Below are 20,265 nucleotides of genomic sequence, written 5' to 3'. Positions count from 1 at the left end.
CATCAATACCGCAGCCTGGATGACCGCCCATGACCAGCCCTGACCACCTTGTTCTTTTCATGCCGTCTGGAAAACGCGGTCGGTTTGCCACCGGCACGCCTGTCCTGGATGCCGCACGCGAACTCGGCGTTTATGTAGAAAGCGTTTGTGGCGGACGCGCAACATGCGGTCGCTGCCAGATTGAGGTGCAGGAAGGCCAATTCGCCAAACACAAGATCACCTCTTCCAACGACCATATCTCGCCTGTTGGCCCCAAAGAACAACGCTATGATCGGGTGCGCGGCCTGCCCGAAGGCCGCCGCCTCTCCTGCTCCGCAACGATTCAGGGCGACCTTGTGATCGACGTGCCGCAGGATACGGTGATCAACGCCCAGGTTGTGCGCAAGGATGCCGACCAGCGGCATATCGAGCGCAACCCGGCAATCAGCATGTGTTATGTCGAGGTTGAAGAACCGGACATGGAGAAGCCGCTTGGCGATCTCGACCGGCTATTGGCTGCACTGGAAAGGGACTGGGGTTATGAAAAGCTCGAAGTCGATTTTCATCTCATCCCCAAAGTGCAGAAGATTTTGCGCGCCGGAGAATGGAAAGTCACGGCCGCCGTCTATCATGACAGCCAGGACACCCGCCCTCGCCTGATTGCCCTCTATCCCGGGCTGAAGAACGAAGCCTATGGTGTGGCTTGCGACATCGGCTCCACAACTATAGCCATCCACCTATCGTCGCTCCTGTCCGGTCGCACCGTTGCCTCTTCAGGCACATCAAACCCGCAGATTCGTTTTGGCGAAGACCTGATGAGCCGCGTGTCTTACGTGATGATGAACCCGGATGGCCGTGAGGCCATGACCAAAGCCGTTCGCGAGGCGATCAATACGCTCATTGGCAAAGTCTGTGATCAGGGCGAGGTTTCGCGCGAAGACATTCTCGACCTCGTTTTCGTCGGCAATCCCGTCATGCACCATCTGTTTCTGGGCATTGATCCGACAGAACTCGGCGGCGCGCCCTTTGCCCTTGCCGTTTCAGGTGCCGTCCATACAAAGGCCGCCGAGATCGGAATTTCCGCCAATGAAGGCGCACGCGTCTACATGCTGCCCTGCATCGCCGGACACGTCGGCGCAGACGCAGCCGCAGCGACACTGTGCGAAGGCCCGCACCGCCAGGAAGAGCAGATGCTCCTCGTCGACATCGGCACCAATGCCGAAATCGTGCTCGGCAACAGCACACGCACCGTTGCCGCCTCGTCTCCCACAGGACCAGCCTTCGAAGGCGCGGAAATCTCCTGCGGTCAGCGCGCAGCACCCGGCGCCATCGAACGTGTGCGCATCGACAAGGAGACCTTAGAGCCGCGCTTCCGTGTCATCGGTGTCGATCAATGGTCAGACGAAGAAGGCTTCGCCGAAGAGGCTGCAAAAGTCGGCATTACCGGCATTTGCGGATCGGCGATCATCGAAGTCGTCGCTGAAATGTATCTGACTGGAATCATTTCCGAAGATGGCGTGGTGGATGGCAATATGGCGGCCAGAAGCCCGCGCATCCTGCAAAACGGCAGGACGTTTTCTTATCTTCTCTATGAAGGCGCGCAGAAAATCACCGTTACACAGAACGATATCCGCGCCATCCAGCTCGCCAAGGCCGCGCTTTATGCCGGTATCAAGCTTCTCACCGACAAGCTCGGCATCGACCATGTGGATCGCATTGCCCTTGCAGGTGCATTCGGCACCTTCATCGATCCGAAATACGCCATGGTTCTTGGCCTGATACCCGATTGCGACCTCGAGAAGGTCAAAGCTGTCGGCAATGCTGCAGGCACCGGTGCCCGCATGAGCCTCCTCAATCGCGACTATCGCCGCGAAATCGAAGAGACGGTGCGTCGAATTGAAAAGATCGAGACGGCACTGGAACCGAAATTCCAGGACCATTTCGTCGCCGCCATGGCCATGCCCAACAAGGTGGACCATTTCCCCGAGCTGCAGAAGGTCGTCACCCTGCCTGTACGCAAGGTACTGGAAGATGCGACAGGCGAAGCAGGTGGACGTCGGCGCAGGCGTTCCCGCTAGAGCGGTTCAACTTTTAACTGAAGCGCTCAAGGTCACAAGCCTGGCCCGGCGCTACTGCGCCGCCCCAGTGGAGCATTGCGCAAAGCGCAATTGGCGTGAGCGAAAAAATCTGGACAGTTTCAGTCAAAAACTGAAACAGTCCAGATTGCGACGAGGAAAGGATTATGAGCTGAGAGCGGCTTGCGGCTTCACCATGATAGCCTCAAAGCGCGCTCTGGCCGCTTCCGAAAACGGCTGCGACTTGCGGGTTACATCATTGGTCTGAACGACGATGGATTCAGAAAATGCCGCAAGCTTGCCATTTTGGAAAAGCGCCTGTTCGTAAGTGGCGGATGAATTCCCGACCTTGACCAGCCGTGTTCCGATCTCCACCGTACCGGGCCACAGAAGCTCAGCGCGGAAATCGAGCGTGACACGTGCCAGCACGAACGAACATCCCTCGTCCGCCTTCTTGTTTCCGGCTTCGTGCAGGACCTCCGTTCGACCGGTCTCCAAAAACGTGAGAAACCGGGCATTGTTGATGTGGCCCTGCCGATCAGTGTCGCCGTAGCGAAGCTTGTCAAAGCTGCGAAACGTAAAGTCTTCCAGTTTCATAGAGTGATTGTCCGTCCAATTATGCTGCGATTTCAGTGCGATTTCCAATAGCAGCTATCGCGTTGCGCACAAAGTCTGCAACCGCCCTGACCGGTTCGCTACCGGATGCGCCAATGGCAAGCCCGACCTCATAATCGCCGATTTCCGGTAGACCAGCCTCCGGCCCCAGCTCCACCATATCGTCTTCCAGAAGCAGTGGTCCGAGAGGCGCAATGGCAAGATCGGAATGGATCGCCACACGCTGGGCCAGATGGCTGCCGCTCTGATAAGCGATGCGGTAATCCAGGCCGCTATTCTCCAGCGCCCGCATCGCGCTGGTGCGCCAAATGCAGCTGCTCTCCCAAACAGAAACCGGGAGCGGTGTGCGCATATGTGCCGTTCCGCACTTCTTGCCCGCCCAGATAATCCGATCGCGGAAGAGTATTTCCTCTCCTGAACGGAGCTCCGATGTCGAGCAATTGAAGATGGCAAGATCAAGCTCGCCGCTTTCAACCGCCTTCCGCAATGTCTCGGAATTCTCAATCATCACATTGACCATGACCGAAGGAAACGCATCGTTGAAACGCTTGAGCACCTCAGGTAGCACGATCCCCCCGATGTCATCGGGCGCTCCAAGTCGAACCACACCCGCCATTTCAGGCTGTATGAATTGCGAAACCACCTCGTTGTTCAGCGCCAGCATGCGCCGCGCATAGGTGAGCAGGATTTCACCATGATGAGTGAGCGACACTGCGCGCGCATCCCGCTTGAACAATGAGACACCCAGAATCTCTTCCAGTTTCTTGATCTGCATCGACACCGCAGACGGCGTTCTCAAAACCCGATCCGCAGCGGTGGAAAAATTGCCGGTATCGGCAATCGCCGCAAAGGTCTTCAGGACATCGAGATCAAGAATGGGAAGACGGGTTGAAATTGACATCTTCGCTCCCTTCAAGGAAATTGATAGATAAAGCTTCTGGTATCTACACGATTGAACGCCTTATTTTTCAGCAGGTCAAGGCTAATCATCAATTTTTCTGAAAGATTCAATCATTTCATTTCGTTTGATTGAACCGAAAACCCTGCCATCCTTGTTTCATGACGATCCGGACCGTCGCTTTTGAAATGACAAGGAGAAACACAATGTCAACATTGCATCACGATGACCGGCCGCCCCTTCAAAACGACCGGCCCGGTCCCCTGCTGCGAATATTCGCCGGAACACTCTTTGCTGCTGTGCCCCTGGTCCCCCCGTCCCAAAAGACGGGGGCGGTCCAATGAACACCCTTGCAGGATACAGGCTTGGCGAAAGCAGGCGCTTCAAACCGCATGCCGGTATCTCGAGCCGCTTTTGGACAAAGCTCGTTCAACTGATCGCTCGGTGGCACAACCACGTCAAAAGCGGCCGGCAGCGGCGGGCAACGGAACGTGCGTTACGGACACTCGACGACTGGCAGCTTCGCGACATCGGTTACCCCGAATTCTACCAGCGCCAGTCGCTGCAGAACCGGAAAACGCCGCAGTGACGAAAATAACTGAACAATACACAAATATAAACGGTGGGCGGAATTGGCGTTTCAGACAGTTCCGTTCAACCGGACTGTGAATTATTTATGAAATCAAGACCTTCCATCTCTTCACCTTGAAACGCTTCCGTGCCAATGTCGCGGCATGACAAAACCGCTCTAAAGACGACATCGTCCAAATGCGGTATAAAGCCCCATGTACAACCAGCGGAGCAACAGGTTTCGCAGATGAACCAAACGCCAGCGCCGAAACGCACTTTCGTATTTTTTTTGGTACCCAAGTTTACCATTCTTCCCTTTGCGGGCGCGCTCGACGCACTGCGGATCGCCAACAGGATGCTCGGCTATAAGGCCTATGACTGGCGGCTCTGTTCGTCCGACGGCGAACCGGTGACCTCTTCCAGCGGTCTCGAAATCGCCGTCGATACATCGCTTGCCGATGAAAGACGTTACCTGACGGGCGAAAAACGCCCGGGCATGACGCTCGTCTGTTCCGGCACCGAGGTGGAGAGCTATTCCAACAAGACGCTTTATGCCTGGTTGCGCGAAGCACATAACCGCAATGTCATGGTCGGCAGCATGTGCACCGGCGCCTATGTACTGGCACAGGCGGGTTTGCTGAATGGCAGGCGCTGCACGATCCACTGGGAAAACCTGCCGGGCTTTCAGGAAAAATACCCACAGGCGGAAGTCTATGCCGACCTCTATGAAGTCGATCGCAATGTTTACACCTGCGCCGGCGGCACCGCCTCTCTCGATATGATGCTGCACCTGATGGACCAGGATTTCGGTGAAACGCTCGTCAATCGGGTGTGCGAACAGGCCCTGACCGACCGCGTACGCAGCCAGAATGACCGGCAGCGTCTGCCGCTGCGGGCCCGCCTCGGCGTTCAAAACAGCAAGGTGCTTTCCATTATCGAGCTCATGGAAGCCAATCTTGCCGAACCCTTGTCGCTGCTGGAAATTGCCGATTATGCCGGCCTTTCAAGACGGCAGATCGAGCGCCTTTTCCGCCAGGAAATGGGCAGATCGCCTGCGCGCTACTACCTGGAAATCCGCCTGGACCGCGCCCGCCACCTTCTCACCCAGTCCACCCTGCCCGTCGTTGAGGTGGCAGTGGCATGCGGCTTCGTCTCCGCCTCGCATTTTTCCAAATGCTACCGTGAAGTCTATCACCGCTCTCCACAGCAGGAGCGCGCCGATCGCAAGGCCAGTGTGCCACCGCGCAAGGATATGGGCTAACCGGCTCAGCCGCATCATGCTGGAAGCCCAAAAACACAAATAGGCGACACAAGGCCGCCTATTTGGCTGATTTTCACGATCGCGTCAGGATGCGCGGCGCTTGTTGCCCTTGATGCGGGCGTTGGCCTCTGCGATCTGGACCAGCGTGTCGAGGTTCTGGTTCACACGGCAGTAGAATTCCTCGTCGATGAACGGGCGCAGCATGAAGTCGTTGCCGCCGGCCTTGAGAAAGCGTGCCGAAAGATGACGGTTGTCGGAGGACGATACACCGATCACACGCAGCTCATGTGAACCGCGCACGGCCCTGATGCGCCGGGTCAATTCAAAACCGTCGACATCGGGCATGTTGTAGTCGGTGATGACAAGCCCGATATCCGGGCTGGATTTGAGGATCTCGATGGCCTTCGCGCCGCTTTCCGCCACGCTTGTTCGGAAATTGAAGCGCTTGAGGCGCGTCGTCAGCAAGGCGCGCGCCGTTGGGCTGTCATCGACGATCAAAACATGATGGCGTTGGTTGGTCAGGAACCGGCACACGGATTCAGCCAGCATATCGACGGCAAACACATTGTCCTTGATGATGTAATCGACAATTTCCTTGGCCAGCAGGCCCTCGCGGGCCTCTTCCTTCAGCGTTCCGGTGAAGACCACAATCGGAACGCTCAGATCGACGAGATAATTCAGCGTCTCGCCATTTTCCGCGCCAGGAAGGTTGATATTGGTAATGGCCAGCGTGATCGGGTTTTCGTTGAGTTCATAAGCCTGCTGAAGCTCTTCGAAAGACCGGCAGATCTCGACATCAATATCGAAATTTTCCTTGAAGTTCTGCGCGATCATTTTTGTGAAAACATTGGAGTCTTCGCAAACGACGACGCGTGCATCACCAAGAGAATCTCCGGAATACTGCATTCCGGACATGCCGAGAAAGTTCATAGCCCACCCAATAAAAAAATAACTTCTCCATTTCTAGGCCGGTCGAATTGAGACTTCGTTAAAATTCGATATGAATATGATAAATTACTACAAAAGAACCGCGTGTTATTCAAAAACAAGTACAAAAATCGCTGTTTATCCGCCGACAATGCAACTTACCGCGCATCGCCGTCGTCCCCGTCGCCATCGCCTTCGTGCTCGTCCAGCCCGCCCATATTGTCGGGCACACGCGCAGGATTTTTAAGCTTCGGCCCGGGTTTTTTCTTCGGCGCCACTGGCTGCAGCTTCTCCAGCTCTTCCACCCGCACGTTGATATCGCGCTGCGGGAACGGGATTTCGATACCCTCTTCCTTGAAACGCTTGAACACGGCAAGGCGCAGATCGTTGCGGGCGTTGAACCCATCGAGCACATTGGCGAGATGAATACGCAGCGTGAAATCGAGCGAAGAATCTCCGAACCCGGCGAATTCCACCGAGGGTTCAGGGTTCTTCAGCGCTTTCGGATGGGCGCGGCCAATCTCCAGCAGGATCTCGATGATGCGTTCCGGATCGGAGTCGTAACTGACGCCGACGGCCACATCGGTTCGCCCCAATTTGTTGCGGTGCGTCCAGTTGCCGAGCGAGGCATTGATGAGCTCTGAATTCGGCACGATGATTGACTGGTTCTGGAAGGTTTCGATTTCGGTCGCGCGCACGGAGATGTGTTTCACGATGCCTTCTGTTGTTCCCGTGACCACCCAGTCACCCACCTTGAAGGGTCGTTCGACGAGAAGGATGAGCCCCGAGACGAAGTTGGAGACGATGTTCTGCAAACCAAAGCCGATACCGAGAGACAGTGCACCTGCAACCAGAGCCAGATTGGAAAGGTTGATGCCGGCCGCGGACACACCGATCAGCAGGGCTACGCCAGCACCGACATAACTGAGCCCTGTGCTGACCGAATTGCGCACCCCCGCATCCATGTTCGAGCGGGCCAGAACGTTATTGTCCACCCAGCGGAGCAACCATTTACTGAAGTAAAGACCGACCAGGAAAATCAGGATGCCGACCAGAATGCTGACCAGCGAGATCTGAATGCTGCCGATCTGAATATTGGACGTGATCGCCTGCGCATAAATCCAGATATCCTGGGCATAGAAGCCCCATTGCAGCATGATGAGAGGAATGCCCAAAAGGAGCACCAGGAAATAGATGCCAAGGCCAAAAGCCAGTCCAAGCTGATCGAGCGCAACATCGCTGAGTTTGAACCGTACCTGAAGCCGCTTGCCGAAATCAGTGTCTGCAATCGCATCACGCTGCGAAACCGCCTTGCCGGAAACGAAGCCGATCCACATTGTTACCAGCAAGGCACCGGTCAGAACAATCTGCGATGAGACAAAGCGGGCAAGGCCCACATAACCTGAAAGCGCGGCGACAATCAGTGCAAGACCTGTTGCAACGAGAAGCCAGCGAATGCTCGGCGGCCATGCTGTCCCCTTGCCGAAAAGCGGATCTTCAGTATTCGGCAGCGGTTTGATGAAAGCCATGAAGATGAATACGAGCCCCGCCAGAAGCGATGCCAGGAAACTGTTGGCAATGGTGAGCACGAGCGGCGCCCCGAGGGCCGAATAAATCCCCGCCATCAGATAATCGCCGGCATTGATCAGCGCCAGCGCAAGCGCGCAGAAAAACAGGCTCCAAGCACCGCGGTTCGACACTGTAACCAGACGCCAGCTCGCTCGGGTGGGCTCCAGTACCGCGCGCGTGACCGTGACCACGAAAAAGAGGACAACAAGCAGACGCAGGATCACGGCGACAATGGGTTCTATGTCAAACCGCAACAGGCCGAATGTATCCATGAAGAAGTAGATGCTTGCCGCAAATGCCGCCGTTGACGCCGACGGCAGCACTGTTGACCAGAATGCGACAGACAGGCGGGTGATGTAAAAAGGGACTTCGTCGGTCTGGCTGCGGTCCAGAAACGGCCCGAAGACGCGGTAGCCGAAAGCCACGAAGATCAGTGCCGTGAGGCAAGAGAAGAAGATCGCGCCCAGCAGTGGCAGCCGCCGGAAGTTCCAGGTGAAGGAAAGCCAGGTGCTGACCGCGTTCACCAGCGTGTTGGATTGTGAGGAATACGCCTCCCGCGCCTCATCCAAAGCCGATGTATCTATGGTCGTTCGTTTAAACAGCGTTGAGGTGAAGAGGCTTTGGCGGGCATTCGATACCTCACTGTTCAACCGCGCAGCCGTTGAGGTGAGATCCTCAGCACGGCCGAGAACACTATTGATGGCAGCACTTTCTGATTGGAGGCTGGTGCGTTCGCGCGTGATAATACTGTCTTCCGGAGCCGAACCTTCAGCTGGAGCATCCCCAATCGCCTTCAGCCTGTCGTTTATGACATTAAGCCGCGACTGCAGGCTGTTCTTGACGGATGCAATCTGCTGCGTTTGCTGTTCAATGCTCGCACGGGCAGCCGCCAACTCCGATTCGTTTTCTTTGTTTTCCGCAATTTTTGCCGCCAGGTCGGACAGTTGATCAGCGACCGCCTTGAGCTGCCTGTCGCCGCTCTCGGCAATGCTTGCCCCATCAGAGGATGCGTCTGCACCATTCTGTGCGAGCGCGGGCGCGGCCAAGACGCCAAGAGCGAAAAACAGGCTGACGAAACAACTGATCAAAATCTTCTTCATGAAATCCCGCCGGTCCCTGCATGACGCCTTGCAAATTAAAAGCCGCTATCCGGTTTTGCCAGATATTCCAGCTCCTCTTTCGTGGAAGGACGAGCCAGAATGGAATTGCGATGCGGGAACCGACCAAATTCGGCAATCACATCGCGATGCGCCTCCGCATAGCGAAGATAGGTGTCATTTCCAAGTGCTTCACAAAGGCGCACCGCGGTGTTCTGGTCGTCCATATTCTCGGAGTGCTCGAAGGGCAGATAGAAGAACAGGCGTTTGCGCGGATGGACCTCCGCATCGGCACCGAGTTCAAGCGCAAGGCGCGCTTCACGCAGCCCCAGCGGGTCGGCGGCAAAGGCATAAGGCGTGTCGCGGTAGATGTTGCGGGAAAACTGGTCAAGCACGATAATCGCCGCAAGGCGCGTTTCGGCATTTTCATGCCATTCCGGGCCAACAGAGCGCAGAAGCGCGCGGTGCGTTGCGCCGAACCGCCTCTCGATCTGCCTGTCCAAGTCCTCGTTCTTGACGAACCAGTCCTCTTCACTCAATTCCGAAAACCAGAATTCGATAACGGCCTCCGGATCAACGATCTGATCGTTTTGCATCAAGCCTCCTCACGGCACTGAAAATCCCGACGACTGCGCGCGAGCCACAATACAGCATTTCCAGTTCATGAAAACGGCAGCTTTGCAGTCGATTGCCTCAACTCGGACCGCAGTATTAGATGGCCCTTTGTGCTGGATAGAGACATGCCGGCGCAAATTCAATGCTGCGCCGGCAGATGAGAGAATCAGGCTTTGGCCAGCGCCTGTTCCAGATCGGCAATGATGTCGCTGGCGTCCTCGATGCCGATGGAAAGACGCACGACATCCGGTCCCGCTCCAGCGGCGATCTGCTGCTCCTCGGAGAGCTGACGGTGCGTTGTGGAGGCCGGGTGAATGACGAGCGACCGCGTGTCACCGATATTGGCGAGATGGGAGAACATTTCCAGGCTCTCGACAAAGGTCTTGCCGGCCTCAAAACCGCCCTTCAGGCCGAAGGTAAAGACAGCGCCGCCACCCTTGGGCGAATATTTCTGCTGCAGCGCATGGTTTTCATCATCCGGCAGAGCCGAATAGGAAACCCATGAAACCTTGTCATGCTGCTTCAACCAGCGGGCCACTTCGAGCGCATTGTCGCAATGTTTCTGCATTCTGAGCGGCAAGGTTTCGATACCGGTCTGGATCATGAACGCGTTGAACGGCGAGATAGCGGGACCGAAATCGCGAAGCCCGAGAACCCGCGCAGCAATGGCAAATGCGATTTCGCCCAGCGCCTGATGCAGGACCACGCCGGCATATTCCGGGCGCGGTTCGGAAAGCATGGGGTAATTACCGGATTTCGACCAGTCGAACTTACCGCCATCAACAATGATGCCGCCCATGGAGTTTCCGTGCCCGCCCATGAACTTGGTCAGCGAATGCACGACAATATCGGCACCGTGCTCGATCGGACGCACGAGATAGGGTGTGGCCATGGTGTTGTCGACGATGAGCGGGAGGCCATGTTTGTGCGCGACCTCTGCAATGGCTGCGATGTCGACAAAGGTGCCGCCAGGATTGGCGAGGCTTTCGATGAAGATCGCCCGCGTCTTCTCATCGATCTGCTTTTCGATATCGCCCATGTCTGCCGGATCGGCCCAGCGCACCTGCCAGTCAAAGCTTTTGAACGCGTGTCCGAACTGGTTGATCGAACCGCCATAAAGCCGCTTGGCCGCAACGAAGTTGCATCCCGGCTGCATGATCGTGTGGAACACCAGAAGCTGGGCGGCGTGACCCGACGCCGTTGCAAGAGCAGCTGTGCCCCCTTCCAGCGCAGCCACCTTCTCTTCCAGAACCGCCGTTGTGGGGTTCATGATGCGGGTATAGATATTGCCGAATTCCTGAAGGCCGAACAGCGCGGCCGCATGATCGGTATCCTTGAACACGAAACTGGTCGTTTGATAGATGGGGGTCGCCCGGGCACCCGTCGTCGGATCCGGCGCTGTGCCGGCATGGATAGCCTTGGTGCTGAAACCTTTTTGGTCGCTCACGATCATGTCTCCTCTAATCTGGCCGGGTTGGTTCGGCTCTTCCTCTTGGCTGCCAACAGATGAACGCGTTTGCTGCAGAGTGCAAGTGCACCCACGCGAGAACACCCTCGGCTTTCCGCTCCCATCGCATGTAAACGGATAGGGCCATTGATCAAGATCAAAGCAATCCAACGCCGTCCGCAGAATGATAAATGCAATAAATCAAATCCGCGGCCAAAAATGAGGAAAGTTCGGGGGATATGAGAGCACAGGCGTCAATGCAAAAGGCCAATCCGGCAGAGTGTCTTCAAGATCCCTGGAGGGCTTGGCTCGCCCAGAACGACGGACAGAACGCGCTGAGGGAAATAGACCGCATTGCGCTTGACAATATCGCCGCTCACGCTGGTGTCACTCCTGGTAATGAAGACCAGAAGCCATCAAACGCCGACGAAATGCCTTTCATGATGCAGGCGCTCAATATTGACCCGGTTGACGTGGAAACAAACGATCCCGAGGCTTTCAAATCCATGCAGGCCGCCTGCTCGACCTGTGCCAACAAGGGCGGCTGCCGTTCAGATCTCCGTGACGGCACGGCATCGGAACGCTATCTCTCCTATTGCAACAATGCCGACCGTCTCAACGCATTGCGTGCGGACCCCGACATGCTTGCGCCCTAACGCGCATCGCAAAACGCTAAACTGCGAGATTTCACAAGCCCAAACGCGGAATCTCGATCGCCGGGCAACGGTTCATCACAACCTTCAGACCCGCCGCCTCCGCTTTGGCAGCGGCAGCATCGTCGCGAATCTCAAGCTGGCCCCAGATAACGCTGGGACGCTCGGTCATCGCCAGTGCATCATCGACGACGGCGCTGAGATATTCCGGTGCGCGAAAAACGTCCACCATGTCCACCGGCTCGTGCACATCGCCAAGCGTTGCCTGTACCGGTTCGCCCAAAATCATCTTGCCGGCCTGGCCCGGATTGACGGGAATGACGCGGTATCCTTTGCTCTGCAGAAACTTCATGACCCGATGGCTTGGCCGCTCCTCCTTTGGGGAGGCACCAACAAGCGCAATGGTTTTCACAGTCTTCAGAATGTCGGTAATGTAGTCGTCTGAGTAATGATCGTGGTTCATGGAAAACCTCTCTTTGGCAAAAGCCTTGCAGGCTATGGATAGCGGCAGGTCAACAAAGCGCCTTGATCTCGCTTTAGAGTTTAGCGCGATAATTGAGATAAGTTCTCGCAAGCCAATTTCAAATGGATGCCCATCATGCGCCTGATAATTGCCGTTCTTTTTTCCGCGCTTTGCGCCTCGCAAGCCCTGGCCATTTCCCGATATGAAACCCAGTCGATGACGTGCGGCCAGATCAGGACTGCCCTCGACCGCGAGGGCGCCGCAATCTTGCGCTATCCATCCGAGCACACACCCGGTCTGACACTCTATGATCGCTACGTCGGCAGACAGAATGCCTGCGGACCGCACGAAGTGACACAGAGAACGGACGTGCCGGCAAAGGACGGCAGTTGCCCTGTTCTACGCTGCATTGACGAGCCGGATCGCTGCGATCTCTTCATTATGGCACCGGGCTGCGATTGACCGCAGCCCTCATTAGTCGGGCAAAACCAGGTGCCCGCTTTCATTCATTTCAAAGAATGGGTTGTGAGCGACCTCCCAGAGATGCCCGTCCGGATCGGCAAAATAACCGGAATAACCGCCCCAGAAGACCTTTTCGGGCGGTTTGGCCGACGTTGCGCCGCACGAAAGCGCAAATTTGTAAACGGCATCGACGCCGGCGCGCGAAGACAGGTTGTGGGCAAGTGTGACGCCCGAGAAACCTTTTTGCGTATCTTCGACCCCTGCATCTTCGGCAAGAGCCGCGCGTGAAAACAGGCCGAGCACAACGCCCTTCAACTGTATGAAGGTCACCGCCTCCTGTGAGACGCTGGAACGAACCCAGCCCAGCCGCTCGTAAAATGCGGTTGCGCGAGCAACATCTTCCACGCCCAGCGTGACCAATGAAATACGCCGATCCATCGACATGACTTTTCCCTAGTGCTGCTTGTACTTATTTTGTTCTTGTTCATGCTATGCGTGATGCGCACGCTCTCGTCAATCCGAATTGAAAAACCAATAACGAAAGAGCCGCTCAAACAGGCAAAAGATTTAAAATTTCAAAACGTTAAAAAAATTCCAATATTGACGAATGCCAAGTTTTAAAGGCCTAAACCCACAAATCAGAGATTGTTTTTGCTTTGTGCCGCTTTTGTACATCCGTATTTCAGATAAATCTAATATTGAGGATGCTCAGTGAAATGGTCACGTCGCAGAAAGCGCAGAAAAACGCGCTGTATTTCGGCGCGCGAATTCGCTACGTCATTGCAGGTATTTCCGTCACACGGGTGGCCGATCAGCATCAGCGCACCTCTCTGCCAGCGGAAACCTCGCGAACGCTTTGCTCCTGAAACGGGAACTGCCGGTGCCACCTGACGTCGTCGCCCTTGTCCTTTTTTCCGCGCTCCTGCATGCAACATGGAACGCAATCGTCAAAAATGGCTCCAACAAGATGCTCGATTCCTCGGCGATTGCGCTCGGCGCTTCGCTGGTTTCGATCATCGGCCTCTTCTTTCTGCCGGCCCCCGGTTGGCAAATATGGCCCTTTGTCATCGGTTCAACATTGATCCACTTCGCCTATTATCAGCTCATCGCGGCGGGCTATCACCACGGCGGCATAGCGCTCGTCTATCCGCTTATGCGTGGGGCAGCTCCATTGATTGTGACCTTTGCCGGAATGACGATCTTTGGCGAATCGCTGCATGGTGGTGCGCTTGTGGGCATTTTCGTCATCAGTGCGGGCGTTCTGGTCATGGCGCTTGAAGCGCGCCGCGGCGGTCCGCTCGCCGCACTCTTTGCGCTTGCCAATGCCTGCGTGATCGCCACTTACACGATGGTCGACGGTTATGGCGCACGTATTGCCAATGACCCTGTTGCATACACATTCTGGATTTCGATCTTCCCGCCGATACCGCTCTACCTCTATGCCTTTTTAAAACGCGGCAGACATGAGGTCGTCGACCATCTTCGCCATAATTGGTGGCGCGCCATTGTTGGCGGCGGCGGCTCCGTTGGCGCTTACAGTCTTGCACTCTGGGCGATGACGAAGGCACCGGTTGCCATGGTGGCAGCACTGCGCGAAACCTCCATTCTCTTCGCGCTGCTGATTTCCATTTTCATCTTCCGGGAACCAGCCAGCAAATGGCGCTACGCCGCAGGTGTCACAATTGCCTGCGGCGCGCTCATTCTCAAATTGGCCTAGAGGCGCTTCAGACAGCGGCAGCCTCTTGCTGAGCAATGAGCTTTTCCTCTTCCGCCTGCACCTTTGCGACCGCCGGAAGCGCCATGATGCGCTCCTTGAGTTGCGAAAAGGCGGGCCGCTCAGGCACCAGGCCGAACATCATCGTCCAGTTCAAGGCAACGCCCCACAGGATGTCTGCCATGCTCATCCGCTCACCGAGGATATAGGGACCGTTCGACAATGCGCCTTCCAGCGTATCGAGCATCAGGTCATAAGTACCGTAGAAAGACTGGCTGATGGGGCCTGGATTATTGCCGAGCGCCTTGTCCATCAGTGCCGGTTCAAAGCAGGCCGCGTAATAGACCAGCCAGCGAAGGTAGACCCCGCGATCGGGATCGTCAGCAGCCGGTGCCAGCTTGGCTTCAGGAAAGAGATCGCCAAGGTAGATGGCAATGGCCACCTGCTCGGTGACCAAACGTCCGCGATGGCCAATGGCCGGCACTTTGCCCAGGGGATTGAGGGCCAGATAGTCCGGACGCCTGTTCTCTCCTGTCTTCATGTTCATGACATGAACATCGTAAGGCACGCCAAGGGTTTCGAGCATGACCCGCGTCCCGAATGCACGGGTTTGGGGCATGTAATAGAGGGTAATACGATCATCGGTCACCGGAGAGCTCCTTGATTTGGCGTTTCGATGAGAACACTCTAGCGCCCTATACCTGTCAGCTTTTGTCATATACAAAATGAAGCGGCAAAAATGAGAGTTTTTTCGTGCGCGCAACACGCCTGATCAATATTCTGACGACACTCCAGGCCCGCGGTCTTGTCTCGGCCGGCGATCTGGCCGAGGAAAACGGCGTGTCCTTGAGAACCATTTATCGCGACATTGACGAGCTCGCAGCGGCAGGCATTCCCGTCTACAGCGAACGTGGCCCTGAGGGCGGTTACCGGCTGCTGGAAGGCTACCGCGTACGCCTCAACGGCCTCTCCCCGGAAGAAGCTGAAGCACTGTTCCTGTCGGGCCTATCAGGTCCTGCCACGATCCTCGGCCTTGGTTCCATCATGACCGCGGCACAAAAGAAACTGTCTGTCGCCCTGCCCGAAAAGCTGCGGGAAAGCGCAGAAAGGATGCGGGCTCGGTTTCACCTCGATACGTCTGCCTGGTTCGACCAGCCGGAAGAACCGGCGTTCATTCAGGACATATCGAGCGCCGTCTGGAACGATCGGCTGGTGAAAATGCGCTATCGAAGCTGGCAGGCCGAGAAGGAACGCACGACTGCACCCCTGTCGCTCGTCTTGAAAAACGGTGCCTGGTACCTGATCGGCCTGACCGACGGGCAGAACCGCACCTATCGTGTGTCGCGCATCCAGGCGCTGGACGTAACGAACGAAACCTTTCAGCGACCCAAGGGCTTCGATGTGGAGACCTATTGGCGTGAAAGCGCCCAACGTCTGGAAGCCGAAATGCATCCGCACATCGCAAAAGTCCGCGTGTCGAACCTGGGCTACCGCATCCTCACCGGCATCAGCCCCGCCTTTGCCCGGGCACGCATGGAGGTTTCCGAACCCGACGAAGCTGACGGCTGGCGCACCGTCAAATTGCCGGCAGGCTCCACGCACGAGTCCGTTTCAACCTTCCTGCGTCTCGGTGCCGAAATCGAGGTCCTGGAGCCGCCGGAGTTCCGCCAGGCGATGCGCGAGGCGTCGGTGAAAATTCACGCCTTCTACAACTGATCCGCTCACCCGCGCATGGCAGCGTCCACAGCCACCCGCACCCAGCGCGCCATCTCATCAGGATCATCCCAGGCATCTTCAGGTACCGACCAGTAGGGCATTTTCACCGGCTTGCCGGTCTTGTTATGCGTATATACCCAGCGACGACTGCCGGCCTGCTCGTAAAGCGCACCAGCCTCCTCGTCTCCCTTCAGCATCATTTCACCGCGCAAGCGGACGGCGAAGATACGCCCATCGACATAAACGCCTTGTCCGCCAAACATGCGCTTGATCGTAACGGGGCCGACCGATTGAAACATCTCTTCAATGGCATCATGATCCATCGTCAGTCTCCCAGTTGCCCGCCTGCCGCAAGAATGGCCGCCGGCGTATCGACGTCCAGATGCGCGGCTTCGCCGATCTCGACATCGATGACATCGACTTCGCTCTTCTCAAGAATGTGCCGCGCGCCGATATCCCCTTCAAGCCGGCGAATGGCGCCGTAAAGGCTCTTCGGCACGATCACTGGATTGCCACGTTTGCCCGACGAGACCGCACGCACCACGGACCGACCGCCGGCAGCGCGGAACGCCGTAATCAGCATGTCGATATCCTTGGTGGTGACACCCGGCATGTCGGCCAGCATGATGCAGAATCCGTCCATATTCTGAAGTGCTGCGAGCCCGGTTTGGATCGATGATGCCATGCCGCTTGCAAATTGCGCATTGTGCTCCAACTGCACGTCAAGACCGGCTATAGCCTTCTCGATCTCGTCACGGCGGTGACCGGTGACCACGACGACACGGTCGGCGGTGCTTGCGCGTGCTGTCTCAGCGCTCAGCCGCACCAGAGGCTGAGTGCCAAACCGCGCCAGCAATTTGTGATGCGCACCGCCCATGCGGCTTGCCTTGCCGGCGGCCAGAAGCGCAATACCAACCGAAATCTCTTCCTTCCTGGAGCGAACCGTTTCCCGCGGTTGCGGCCTCAGCGGTATCTCCATCAAAAGCCCGCCAACACCAAGCTTGGCCGCATCGCTCTGGTCCGGCTTTTCGCCGGTAAGAAGTCGGGCCAATATCCAGTCGAACGCATTTTCCTTGGGACTGCGCGCGCAACCCGGTGCGCCGATCACCGGCGTATCCCCCATCCAGCCAAGCACAAGCAGGTTGCCGGGATCGACCGGCATGCCGGTAATGGTCACTGTGCCACCGCCCAAGCGAATGGCGGCCGGAATAACGTCATCTGGATCTGTCATCGCCGAGGCGCCAAAGACAACGACCATCTCATGCGTATCGGCAAGCTTTCGCAACGCTGCGGCCACAGCCTCGGCGCTGTGATCGACACGCACTTCTTCCCCCAGCCGGCTTTGGCTCGGCAGCAAACGTTTTTCCAGAAGCGTGCGCGTCTTGTCCATCACCGAAGGCTTCAGATGCGGCAGCTTGGTGGCAACCAACCCCACCTTCCGGGATTGGTATGGGGCCACCCGGAACGCTTTACCCCCGGTCAGCAAGGCGACTGCCGCATCGACGGATCGGGAAGAAACGGCAAAGGGAATGATCTTCACCGTTGCCACCATGTCACCCGCATGGACGGGTGCGCGTTCTTCCAGGGTGGCAATGGTGAGCGCCGGGTCAATCGCGTTGACAGCATCGATCAAGGAACGATCAACCCGGAAAAGTCCGGCATCCAACGCATGAAAATTGACCCGCCCGGTTCCAGGCGGCGACACTTTGATCCCGTCAAGTTGAAGGGCATCCGCCACGCGTTGTGCGGCCTCATCTTCAGCTATGTCGCCTCTCTCCAGGCGCGCAGCCACCACTGTTTCCATGCCCGACGAACGCAGCGCTGCCACGTCTTCAGCGGTCAGCCGCCTCCCCTTAGGTAATTTTTTTCCCCCTACGGTAACAGCATGCGCGAGGATTGATCCTTCAGCCTCACCAACGGCAACGGGGCCGAACTTCATGCGCTGAGGCCTCTGCGACGCAGGGCCTGAATAATGTCGCCGAGAATTGCCACGGCGATCTCACCGGGCGAGGACGCACCGATATCAAGCCCGATCGGTGCCGAAATACGCCCGATCTGTTCACCTGACAGGCCCGCAGCCTGCAGACGCTCAACCCGCTTGCCATGCGTTTTTCGACTGCCAAGCGCGCCGACATAAAAGCAGCCGGTCTTGAGCGCCGAAATCAGCGGGTAATCATCGATTTTCGGATCATGCGTGACCGCGACCAGCGCCGTAAATGTATCCAGAGGCCGTTCCTTCAACACGTCTTCAGGCCAGTTTGCCGTGAGCTTGATCCCGGCAAAGCGCTCCGGCGTTGCAAATGCGGTCCTGGGGTCGATGATCTCGATATCGAAACCGGCAATACCGGCCATCGCTGCAAGCGCCTGCGAGATATGAACCGCGCCAATCACCACGATGCGCGCCGGCGGCACCTGCACATTCAGGAAATAGGAGCTTCCCTCACCCTCCACAATGCCTGATTTGCCGGACAGGAAAGCCTTGTTGATTACATCTTGCGGCACGCCCTCTGCACTCTGGCCCTCCCGCACCAGCTGATCGGGACCGCCCGACAGGTTGCTGACGAGAATCGCCGCCTTGCGGGCAGCCCGCAACGTATTCAGCTCTTTCAAAAGGCCAAGATCCATCAGGACACCTTTTCCACATAGACACGAATCCGCCCACCGCAGGAAAGCCCGACCCGCCAGGCCGTTTCATCGGCAACACCAAATTCGAGCATTTTCGGCTTGCCGGTGCCAAGCGCATCCATGGCCTCGGTAATTACCTCGCCCTCCACGCAGCCGCCGGAAACCGAGCCGAAGAAATTGCCGTCGCCATCAATCACAAGATGACTGCCGACCGGACGCGGCGCAGACCCCCATGTTTCCATGACCGTGGCGATTGCCACATCCCGGCCTTCGCCGCGCCAGCGCTCGGCAATATCAAGCGGATTGTCCGTACCACTCACTTCAGGCATGAAGACCTCCCAAAAAACGGCGTGGATCGGTGTCGCGGCTCCGGCTCGCGCCAGACAGCGCCTCGACCAGATCACCGATCGCCTCCAGGTTATGCACGGGACGAAACTCGTCCACATGCGGCAGCATTGCTCTGACCCCGCGTGCGCGGGCTTCAAAGCCATCGAAACGCAACAACGGATTCAGCCAGATGAGGCGGCGGCAGGAACGGTGCAGACGGTCCATCTCGGTGGAAAGCTCCTCAATGGAATCCCGTTCCAGCCCGTCCGTGATCAAGAGGACCACAGCACCTTGACCCAGAACCCGTCGGCCCCAGAGCCGGTTGAACTCATATAGGGTTTCGCCGATGCGCGTTCCACCCGACCAGTCTGTCACCATGGACGCGCACTCATCCACAGCCTCATCGGGGTCCTTGTTGCGCATCTGGCGCGTAACATTGGTCAGCCGGGTGCCGAACAGAAACGTGTGAACGCGCCGCCGCTTCTCCGTCATGGCATGCAGAAAATGCAGGAAGATTCGGGTGTATTGGCTCATGGAGCCGGAAATATCGGCAAGAATGACAAGTGGCGGCTGGATGGTTTTCGGCGCACGAAATGCCGGCAGGATCAATTCGCCACCCGTGCGCAGGCTCTGGCGCATGGTGCGGCGCGGATCAAACTTCACCGGGTGCGGGGTTGGCCTGTAGCGCCGTGTCCGCACCTCATCGAATGGCATCTGCAACTGCGAAAGCGCCTTGCGGGCAACAGCCAGTTCCGCAGACGACATCTGCGCAAAATCCATCTTGCGCAGCACCTCACTGGCCGATGTGGTAAAGCGCGAGTCGATTTCGAGTTCCGGCTCTTCCTTCGGCGGTTTTCGGTTTTCCTGCTCGGCCACCAAAGCATCCGTAGCCCGCTTTTCGCCAGCCTTGCGCTTCTCCTTCTCAGCGCCGGCAGTGCGCGGCGACATCATCTGGATCATCTTTTCGATGAGATCGCGCTTGCGCCAGAACAACCGGAAGGCTTCGTCAAAAACGGCCTTGTCTTCATGCCGCTTGACGAAAACGGCAAACAGCGCCGTGTAAAACTCTTCTCTTGAGCCGATGCCGATGGCATCCACCGCCATGATGGCATCCGCCACCGCGCCCGGCCCGATGCGAAGCCCGGCCTTGCGCAGGGCGCGGGCGAAATAGACAATATTATCGGCAAGCCGCCCCTCGCCCGGCGGCATGGGTGGGATCACAAAACCATCGCCTTCCGTGCCGGTTTCCATG

General features: G+C 57.2%; 22 protein-coding genes. 8 read left to right on the top strand and 14 right to left on the bottom strand.

Annotated elements, in window-relative coordinates; translation table 11 throughout:
* The first annotated feature begins 29 nt into the window (after positions 1 to 29).
* Entirely contained in the window at positions 30 to 2,057 is a 2,028-nt protein-coding gene (locus tag NHF56_RS06000; protein ID WP_252802490.1) for an ASKHA domain-containing protein, read from the top strand.
* 162 nt (positions 2,058 to 2,219) lie between these two features.
* Here the strand turns inward: NHF56_RS06000 and NHF56_RS05995 are convergent, their stop codons facing one another.
* Positions 2,220 to 2,651: a thioesterase family protein gene (locus NHF56_RS05995; RefSeq protein WP_252802488.1), complete on the bottom strand. Its 432-nt coding sequence runs from the start codon at positions 2,649 to 2,651 to the stop codon at positions 2,220 to 2,222.
* A 19-nt stretch (positions 2,652 to 2,670) separates the two neighbouring features.
* Entirely contained in the window at positions 2,671 to 3,570 is a 900-nt protein-coding gene (locus NHF56_RS05990; protein WP_252802486.1) for a LysR family transcriptional regulator, read from the bottom strand.
* Between the two features lie 337 nt (positions 3,571 to 3,907).
* Here NHF56_RS05990 and NHF56_RS05985 point away from each other — a divergent pair, with 337 nt between their 5' ends.
* Both NHF56_RS05985 and NHF56_RS05980 read left to right on the top strand, forming a co-directional pair.
* On the top strand, positions 3,908 to 4,156 hold the full coding sequence (locus NHF56_RS05985) for a hypothetical protein (RefSeq protein ID WP_252802484.1): 249 nt from the start codon (positions 3,908 to 3,910) through the stop codon (positions 4,154 to 4,156).
* 228 nt (positions 4,157 to 4,384) lie between these two features.
* Positions 4,385 to 5,398, top strand: coding sequence for a GlxA family transcriptional regulator (locus NHF56_RS05980; RefSeq protein WP_252802482.1), 1,014 nt, complete (start codon positions 4,385 to 4,387; stop codon positions 5,396 to 5,398).
* 84 nt (positions 5,399 to 5,482) lie between these two features.
* Here NHF56_RS05980 and NHF56_RS05975 read toward each other — a convergent pair whose 3' ends face one another.
* The 4 genes from NHF56_RS05975 to NHF56_RS05960 form a co-directional block, all read right to left on the bottom strand.
* Positions 5,483 to 6,328, bottom strand: a complete 846-nt coding sequence (locus tag NHF56_RS05975) for a response regulator (protein WP_252802480.1) — start codon at positions 6,326 to 6,328, stop codon at positions 5,483 to 5,485.
* A gap of 155 nt (positions 6,329 to 6,483) precedes the next feature.
* A complete protein-coding gene (locus tag NHF56_RS05970; RefSeq protein WP_252802476.1) occupies positions 6,484 to 8,994 on the bottom strand; it encodes a mechanosensitive ion channel domain-containing protein in 2,511 nt (836 codons plus the stop codon).
* 35 nt (positions 8,995 to 9,029) lie between these two features.
* Positions 9,030 to 9,587, bottom strand: coding sequence for a DUF924 family protein (locus tag NHF56_RS05965; RefSeq protein WP_252802474.1), 558 nt, complete (start codon positions 9,585 to 9,587; stop codon positions 9,030 to 9,032).
* Positions 9,588 to 9,772: 185 nt separating this feature from the next.
* A complete protein-coding gene (locus NHF56_RS05960; RefSeq protein WP_373456254.1) occupies positions 9,773 to 11,053 on the bottom strand; it encodes an O-acetylhomoserine aminocarboxypropyltransferase in 1,281 nt (426 codons plus the stop codon).
* 239 nt (positions 11,054 to 11,292) lie between these two features.
* On the opposite strand from NHF56_RS05960, the gene NHF56_RS05955 reads away from it, so the two are divergent.
* Positions 11,293 to 11,709 (top strand): DUF6455 family protein, encoded by a 417-nt coding sequence (locus tag NHF56_RS05955; protein ID WP_252802470.1) that lies wholly within the window; start codon positions 11,293 to 11,295, stop codon positions 11,707 to 11,709.
* Between the two features lie 31 nt (positions 11,710 to 11,740).
* Here NHF56_RS05955 and NHF56_RS05950 read toward each other — a convergent pair whose 3' ends face one another.
* The gene (locus NHF56_RS05950) at positions 11,741 to 12,169 is read right to left on the bottom strand and encodes a CoA-binding protein (RefSeq protein WP_252802468.1); all 429 of its coding nucleotides are present in this window, start codon (positions 12,167 to 12,169) and stop codon (positions 11,741 to 11,743) included.
* A gap of 135 nt (positions 12,170 to 12,304) precedes the next feature.
* Between NHF56_RS05950 and NHF56_RS05945 the strand changes: the two genes are divergently transcribed.
* Positions 12,305 to 12,631: a hypothetical protein gene (locus NHF56_RS05945; RefSeq protein ID WP_252802466.1), complete on the top strand. Its 327-nt coding sequence runs from the start codon at positions 12,305 to 12,307 to the stop codon at positions 12,629 to 12,631.
* A gap of 12 nt (positions 12,632 to 12,643) precedes the next feature.
* Here NHF56_RS05945 and NHF56_RS05940 read toward each other — a convergent pair whose 3' ends face one another.
* Complete coding sequence (locus tag NHF56_RS05940; RefSeq protein ID WP_252802464.1) at positions 12,644 to 13,075, bottom strand: VOC family protein; 432 nt, start codon at positions 13,073 to 13,075, stop codon at positions 12,644 to 12,646.
* 272 nt (positions 13,076 to 13,347) lie between these two features.
* On the opposite strand from NHF56_RS05940, the gene NHF56_RS05935 reads away from it, so the two are divergent.
* A complete protein-coding gene (locus NHF56_RS05935; protein ID WP_252802463.1) occupies positions 13,348 to 13,497 on the top strand; it encodes a hypothetical protein in 150 nt (49 codons plus the stop codon).
* 14 nt (positions 13,498 to 13,511) lie between these two features.
* The gene (locus NHF56_RS05930) at positions 13,512 to 14,348 is read left to right on the top strand and encodes an EamA family transporter (RefSeq protein ID WP_252802461.1); all 837 of its coding nucleotides are present in this window, start codon (positions 13,512 to 13,514) and stop codon (positions 14,346 to 14,348) included.
* A 7-nt stretch (positions 14,349 to 14,355) separates the two neighbouring features.
* On the opposite strand, the gene NHF56_RS05925 is transcribed toward NHF56_RS05930, so the two are convergent.
* Positions 14,356 to 14,994, bottom strand: a complete 639-nt coding sequence (locus tag NHF56_RS05925) for a glutathione binding-like protein (protein WP_252802459.1) — start codon at positions 14,992 to 14,994, stop codon at positions 14,356 to 14,358.
* A gap of 104 nt (positions 14,995 to 15,098) precedes the next feature.
* Between NHF56_RS05925 and NHF56_RS05920 the strand changes: the two genes are divergently transcribed.
* Complete coding sequence (locus NHF56_RS05920) at positions 15,099 to 16,061, top strand: WYL domain-containing protein (protein ID WP_252802457.1); 963 nt, start codon at positions 15,099 to 15,101, stop codon at positions 16,059 to 16,061.
* Between the two features lie 5 nt (positions 16,062 to 16,066).
* On the opposite strand, the gene NHF56_RS05915 is transcribed toward NHF56_RS05920, so the two are convergent.
* The 5 genes from NHF56_RS05915 to NHF56_RS05895 are packed head-to-tail and all read right to left on the bottom strand — an operon-like array spanning position 16,067 to position 20,264.
* On the bottom strand, positions 16,067 to 16,384 hold the full coding sequence (locus NHF56_RS05915) for a TfoX/Sxy family protein (RefSeq protein WP_252802455.1): 318 nt from the start codon (positions 16,382 to 16,384) through the stop codon (positions 16,067 to 16,069).
* 2 nt (positions 16,385 to 16,386) lie between these two features.
* Positions 16,387 to 18,000 (bottom strand): NTP transferase domain-containing protein, encoded by a 1,614-nt coding sequence (locus tag NHF56_RS05910; RefSeq protein WP_252802453.1) that lies wholly within the window; start codon positions 17,998 to 18,000, stop codon positions 16,387 to 16,389.
* The gene (locus NHF56_RS05905; protein WP_252802451.1) at positions 17,997 to 18,686 is read right to left on the bottom strand and encodes an XdhC family protein; all 690 of its coding nucleotides are present in this window, start codon (positions 18,684 to 18,686) and stop codon (positions 17,997 to 17,999) included. The genes NHF56_RS05910 and NHF56_RS05905 overlap by 4 nt, the downstream gene beginning before the upstream one ends.
* The gene (locus NHF56_RS05900; RefSeq protein ID WP_252802450.1) at positions 18,686 to 19,015 is read right to left on the bottom strand and encodes an XdhC family protein; all 330 of its coding nucleotides are present in this window, start codon (positions 19,013 to 19,015) and stop codon (positions 18,686 to 18,688) included. The genes NHF56_RS05905 and NHF56_RS05900 overlap by 1 nt, the downstream gene beginning before the upstream one ends.
* Positions 19,008 to 20,264, bottom strand: coding sequence for a VWA domain-containing protein (locus NHF56_RS05895; RefSeq protein WP_252802448.1), 1,257 nt, complete (start codon positions 20,262 to 20,264; stop codon positions 19,008 to 19,010). Before NHF56_RS05895 ends, NHF56_RS05900 begins: the two co-directional genes overlap by 8 nt.
* Position 20,265 lies beyond the last annotated feature (1 nt).

This window comes from Rhizobium sp. L1K21, assembly GCF_024055895.1.
In the GTDB taxonomy this organism is placed as follows: Bacteria; Pseudomonadota; Alphaproteobacteria; order Rhizobiales; family Rhizobiaceae; genus Ensifer_A.
Note: the sequence above shows the minus strand (reverse complement) of the source record. Positions and strands in the feature narration are given on the sequence as shown.